This is a genomic window from Paenibacillus sp. RC21, assembly GCF_044907935.1.
GTDB lineage: Bacteria > Bacillota > Bacilli > Paenibacillales > Paenibacillaceae > Paenibacillus > Paenibacillus terrae_A.
Genome location: NZ_JBIYCS010000021.1, coordinates 1 through 6473 on the forward strand (window position 1 = coordinate 1; position 6473 = coordinate 6473).

Below are 6473 nucleotides of genomic sequence, written 5' to 3' on the forward strand. Positions count from 1 at the left end.
AACGGAAGCAGCTATTTCAGGATATGATCGAAGCCGATGTGGTGGATGCCGACTATGAAGCTATTGAGGAATCGGTCGAGATTGAGGAAGGATATGTGGAGCCGGATGATTCATAGTCATAACGTTATGCCGTCAGTATTTGTATAGATAAATACCTGTTCTAGCCCTGAATTAGCCCCAAAATTGCCCAAACCAAGTGCATAAGATAGGTTATGTATGGAGTGGACTTTGCCCCACATCAACGGTATGATGTGACACACAAAGCGAAGGGTGGGGGCGAATATGGAGTATATTCAAGGATTTGAAGCGCATTTACGGAGCAAGGATCGGAGTGAGAACACGGTTTCCTGCTATATTCGAGACGTATTACAGTTCATAGCGTGGTATCGGGGCAAGACGGAATATGGACTGGACAAGTGGATTGAATTGGATGGCGTAGAATACAAGAAGGTTCTGCAAAGCACCAACCAAGCGATACTGACCATCAATCGTAAGATCGCCAGTATGAACGTATTTGCACAATGGATGCATCAACAAGGGTATATTAAGGAAGAAATACATATCGAAGCGGTCAGGAACAAGGTTGTTCGGCAATACAAAGGGTTAACGGAAAAGGATTTGTGGAAGCTGAGAAATGAAATTCATCGTATGGGTAATCGGCTACATATCTGTATGATTGAATTGTTGCTTGGAACAGGGATACGGGTAAGCGAATTGGTTGGCATCAAGCTAAGGGATATTGAAATAAGCGAACGCAAAGGAATATTGAAGGTACTCGGCAAGGGGCACTCCTTTCGTACCATACCATTGAATAAGGATGTACGGAAAGCCATTACTCGATATCTCGAAGTCAGACCACAAGTGGAATCAGAATATCTATGTATGGGGCAGCGAGGGCCTTTGGAGCGAAATGCGATTAATCTGATTTTGAGCAAATACGGGGATCGAGTCAATGTAAAGGTGACACCCCATATGCTCAGACATACGCTTGGCTATAAGTTGGTTAAAACGACTCCATTGACGACCATCCAGCAAATCCTTGGACATGATCACGTAGCAACGACCAATATCTATACCCTAACAACACAGCAGGATATGGAACTAGCTTTGGCAAATATCGAGTGGTGATGAGCCACTCTTTTTGTCGTGGATGGGAGGGGGTCTTCTATTTGTAGAAACAGAGCCGCCAGCAAAGGGTGCAGAAATTTTTGTGATCATTTTACGGTACATATGAGAAAGGAGCCACTACTATTGAAACAATAAAGCAAGAAGCTGAGCGTCAGGCTGAGTTGCTGAAGCAGTATATGGAGAAGCATTTTAAGCCGCCCAAAATGAAACAATTGATCGAAACGTTCTCTTTCTCTGAACTACGCAAGCTTATTGGTGAGATGGACATTGAATTTTTCGCTTTAGCCTATTTTCCTAAATACTTTGATCGAGTATTTGGCAAGTTTCACAGAGAGCTATTCACGGAATTAAGACATATGCTTGCCCATACTGGACTGATTACGGCTTTCGGCCTCCCTAGAGAGCATGGAAAGTCCACGATCAGTTCTTTTTTATTTCCGCTGTATGCCACGCTTTATGATAAATCACAGTTTACATTGATTATATCTGCCACAGAGCAAATTGCTCTTCCGTTCCTTGATATGATCAAAGATGAGTTGGAAACAAATCAGATGTTGATTGAGGATTTCGGTATTCGTAAAGGTAGTCGCTGGAACAACAATGAGATATGGTTGAAAAGTAAAGGTGGATTAGATTCATGCATTATGATTCGTGGAATTGACGGTTCACTTCGAGGTATTCATTACAAGCATCACCGTCCTACGCTAGTTTTAATGGATGACTTGCTCAAGGAAGATACCGCACGATCCGAAGCCAAACGAGAACAGATTAAAAATACATTTACGGATGTGATTCTTCCTATTGGAACAAGGGATACGAATATTCTGATCTGCGGAACGATTTTGAACGAAGAAGATATCATGGCTGATCTGCTCAAGGGTAAAATCCCTGGTGTGCGAAGTGTCCGTAAAGCAGCCGTGCTTCAATTTTCAGAGCGTGATGATTTGTGGTTAGAGTGGGAACGACAATATAATAACTTGCAGGATGAGGACAGGATCAATACGGCTTTGTCTTTCTTTATGGCTAATGAGGAGGAAATGCTGGAGGGTACGAAAATCCTATGGAACGAGTATTTGGACTATTATTATTTGATGTGCAAGAAGCAAGCGATGGGAGAAAAAAGCTTCTATAAAGAGCTACAGAACGATCCCCGCTCAACCGATGAATACATATTCCAGAATATCATGTATTGGGACAGGCTACCTGAATTTGAGGATATGGAAATGGCGATGTACATTGATCCAGCCATTAAAGCCGGGAAGAAAAATGACTATTCTGCTGTCTCCATTATTGGGCAGCACAGGAAGACGAAGCAAATGTATGTGGTTGACGGTAATATTTATAAGCTGTTGCCAGATAATTTGTTCCAAGTGGCTATTGAAAAGTTGAAGCTTTATCCTGTAGATAAGCTTGGCTTTGAGGTGAATCAGGCACAGAGCTATATGAAGCAAAAGTTTGAAGAAGAGTTATGGAAGGCGAAGATACATACACCCGTAGAAAGTGTACATTCCAAGGGACAGAAACATGAGCGTATTATTAGTCTGGAGCCGGAAGTGAAGAAGGGTCATATTCTATTCAATGCAGATAACCTTCGATATAATCATCAGGTAAAGGATTATAACCGAAACTGTACATACGACGATGCTCCAGATAGTTTATATGGGGCTGTTCAATTGATTCAGTCGGTCAAGAGTCTGAAATTTTATGATCGAAGCTTGTTATTTTGAGGGTTTTGCTAAAAACTCAAGTTTTATTTTGATCTAATCTCGTTAGTTAACGAGCAGGAGAGTGCAACAAATTTTATCAAGTTTCGTCTTAATATGGGGGGGAGTTACTGCGCAACGAATTCGAATTTAACCAAAAAAGGAGCTATCATTTATGAAAAAAGCATTCCTTGGGGTTTTTCTTGCAATCTTTTTATTTATTTCATCGTCAACTACTTATGCAGCAGAAAATCAAATCAAAGTTGACGGTGTTGCTATTGCATCCGATGTAAAGCCCGAAATTAAGAACAAACGTACAATGGTACCTCTACGTGTTATTAGTGAGAATTTGGGGGCTAGCGTCGAATGGTCCAATTCCGAGGTTATTCTCGCTAAAAGCGATATGAAAGTCATATTAACACTGAACAGTAGTACAACTGAGAAGAACGGTAAGAAAATGCTGCTTGATGTAAAACCATACATGAAAAATAATCGCATATTTGTTCCACTTCGTTTTATTGCAGAGACGTTTGGATGCCATGTCAATTACAACAACTTTGCAGTGACGGTTGATACTGAACCATTGTTCATAGACGGTGTACAAGTAAAAGTATTGCAACATGAATACCATATGACTATGGGCGGCGTAGTTCAGAAAATTAATGGAAATGCATATAACAAAACAATTTATAATATTTTTGTGAAAAACAAAGGTGAAAAGGTCGAAGCACCTGCAGACTACTCTTGGAGATTCACTATTGACACACTTGGGTCTTATTATAAAAATGCACAATATGATTTTCTAGACCCAAAAGGGAACAGCTTAGTTCGCTTTGATGTTTATTCTTTAATTCGTTCTTTTCCATCTGAACTTTTAGCAGAGTACCCAGAGATTTTGATTCATGACGTATCAAAAGATGAGTGGTATTTGTTTAGCGATACCGCAAGTCGCTCCATTAATCAGTTAATTGATACAGCTGCAAAGAACGGTTTTCTTAAGGTTATAAGTAATACAGTTGTATAAAGTGATTTTTTCTTATTACGAACGGGCAGGATAGTGTATTGGATATACCAATACCAGTAATTACATGCTAGATTATATTCTAAGTAAAACAAAAGAAAAAAGGAGATAGGGAAACGAATCATGATAAAAAAAATGTTTAAAATAACTACATTATCAACATTAGTGTTCACCCTTGTTGCTTGTTCTGTTTCAAAAGATGGTGGACAATTATCAAGCGAACAAGGTCAAACATATGAAAATGCAGCCGCTACTGATTATGCGAGGATTTTCAAAGGTAGAGGACAGACTGTTGTCTTTGCTAATAAAACCTCCCTGCACTATGAAATTGCAGAAGACCATACAGCCACCATGGGTAGCGAAAACGACGGCGATTGGGTAGTCAAAGAGTCCTCGGGACAGCTCATTGTAAGTGTCAACAGCGAAGAAATCAATATTACGGATGCTCTTAAGGAAAAAGGTTATTTTTACTATGGTTATCGGGATGATGTTAACATCCTGCATCGACTATATATCGTTAGAAATGCAGGCGGTACCAAGGATTATGCAGAACGCTGGTATTCCCAAGCTGAATTGCTACCTGAGCTTGGCATGAGTGGAGGTTCAAGGGGACTCAGCGGACCCTTGGGAATGGCAATTCTCTCTGCCGAAAATGATGTGGAATATGATAATGCTGAGCTTGATTCTGCGTTACAAGAGCATTTAAAGCAATATTGGAATGAATATGGGCAAGAATCATTATAAGTATTTAAAAGAAATCCTTGTTAAGCAACGGGAAACGCTAGTTGAAATCTGTTCATTGAGAGGAATGTTACATAAATGAAAAACAAAGTTATGAAGATTATTGCTACCACTGCATCTATTTTACTTATTATTGGCGTTTCAAGTGCCTTGAAAAATAATGTTGATTTAAAATCCAAAGAAGAAAATGGAATCTTTGAAAGCAGTCCTGATGCACTCGAAGATACACTAACTTGGGATTTAGCGGGTGATAAAGTGGACCCTGAAAAAGATTATTCTGTGACAGTTGGATATCCACATATTAAACTTAATGCAAAAAATACTGGAGCACACTCTTTTAGGGTCGAAGTAAAGCACGACAGTAAGAATACGGTTATTTTTAATGCAAGTGTTGCAGAAGACGCAACAGTAGAACTTGTAAATAATGATAGTATGCCACTTGTTCCTTCAGGCGCTTATACAGTGACTATTTACGGTGGGACAGGTCTACCAAAAGGACAAGTTCTTCTTACACAGTCAAAAGCATCATATTGAAGAGGCAGAATTTGTTCCTATCAAAAGTCGAGTTGTCGAGGGACAAGAACATGTCCCATTGAATGTCGCTATTTTAGCTCGTTAAGCTAACGGGCAGATTAACGCTATAAGCCTCTTAGGATTAGTATGCTTAAGTAAAAGAAGTATTCTCATGAATTCTCTAATGTAAATAAATACAAATTACACTTCAGTTAATCCATGTTCTATACATATTTTTAATAGTATATTGAGGTAAATAAAGTGATTATTCACTTTGATAAATCCGAAATTGCTTTGTCGGTATTATTTTATGGTTTCGTAAGGATTGCAAAACCATCGAAATATGGGAGTTTAAAACAGATGTTGTGCCGTAGTTAGTTTTATGAAAGGAAGGTATAGGGGTGAGTATTTATTACGCTTCAAGCAAAGAGGATATCACTAAGGATGCACTCCAAGAGTTATTTCTTTCGGTAGAATGGGAGTCTGGCAAGTATCCAAACGAGCTTTTACAAGCAATCGGAGGGTCTCATTCAATTGTTACCGCTTGGGAAGGAGGAAAGCTTGTCGGTTTAATAAATGCTTTGTCAGATGGTGTTTTAACGGTATATTTTCATTATATGCTTATTAATCCGAGTTATCAGAGTATAGGTATAGGTAAGGAAATGATGAATATAATGCTTGATAGATATAAAGGGTGTAAAACAAAAGTATTAATTTCTTATCCTCATGCAGTGGATTTCTATAATAAATTTGGCTTTAATACAGAGGATGGAGCTACACCAATGTTTATCTCAGAGTTGATATGATTGAACTAACGGGAAACTATTATTTCAACAAGGAACTACCTTAGTAAAGGTGGTTCTTTTCTTTATTCAAGCAACAAATACTTAACCTATTTTGAGAGGAAGAATCTATTTGCAAATAACGGAACAAATCATTATAGAATGTCTAAATGAACTCCAATCGGCTGCATTAGCCAAACAGAAATATGCAGATTACTACAATGGTCAGCATGCTATTCTCAAGAACTATGCGATGCAAGAAAGTCGAAGTAATCAAAAGCTGATCTTCAATTTCCCTCGTAAGTTCGTAGATAATGAAGTCGGCTATCTGCTCGGTAAGCCAGTAAACTATGTGTCCAAGTCGGATCAGGACACAGCTATACATAATATAGATATACATATGAGTCATTGGGACAAGGAGCATAATCTACAGCTTCGGAAACAATCTGAAATCTTTGGCGAGAGCTTCGAGTTGAATTATATTGACTCCGATGGCCAGTTTTCAGCCACGGTGCTATCTCCTTTGAATGTCTATGTGTTGGAAGATGGAACAGCAGAACGAAATGTATTACTTGGCTTACATAA

Annotated in this window: 7 protein-coding genes; all 7 read left to right on the forward strand. The window is 38.9% G+C overall.

The features are described from left to right. Window positions 1-282: 282 nt before the first annotated feature. Window positions 283-1128 (forward strand): tyrosine-type recombinase/integrase, encoded by an 846-nt coding sequence (locus ABIA61_RS26555; RefSeq protein ID WP_404581509.1) that lies wholly within the window; start codon window positions 283-285, stop codon window positions 1126-1128. A gap of 176 nt (window positions 1129-1304) precedes the next feature. Next, window positions 1305-2855, forward strand: a complete 1551-nt coding sequence (gene terL, locus ABIA61_RS26560; RefSeq protein WP_404581510.1) for a phage terminase large subunit — start codon at window positions 1305-1307, stop codon at window positions 2853-2855. 151 nt (window positions 2856-3006) lie between these two features. Then, entirely contained in the window at window positions 3007-3855 is an 849-nt protein-coding gene (locus ABIA61_RS26565) for a copper amine oxidase N-terminal domain-containing protein (protein WP_404521960.1), read from the forward strand. A 120-nt stretch (window positions 3856-3975) separates the two neighbouring features. Further along, window positions 3976-4596: a hypothetical protein gene (locus ABIA61_RS26570; RefSeq protein WP_404581511.1), complete on the forward strand. Its 621-nt coding sequence runs from the start codon at window positions 3976-3978 to the stop codon at window positions 4594-4596. Window positions 4597-4671: 75 nt separating this feature from the next. Beyond that, window positions 4672-5127, forward strand: a complete 456-nt coding sequence (locus ABIA61_RS26575) for a hypothetical protein (RefSeq protein ID WP_404521973.1) — start codon at window positions 4672-4674, stop codon at window positions 5125-5127. Between the two features lie 380 nt (window positions 5128-5507). Then, the gene (locus tag ABIA61_RS26580; protein WP_038573410.1) at window positions 5508-5912 is read left to right on the forward strand and encodes a GNAT family N-acetyltransferase; all 405 of its coding nucleotides are present in this window, start codon (window positions 5508-5510) and stop codon (window positions 5910-5912) included. A gap of 109 nt (window positions 5913-6021) precedes the next feature. Continuing rightward, window positions 6022-6473: phage portal protein (locus tag ABIA61_RS26585; RefSeq protein ID WP_404581512.1), on the forward strand; the 452-nt coding region annotated here is incomplete at its 3' end.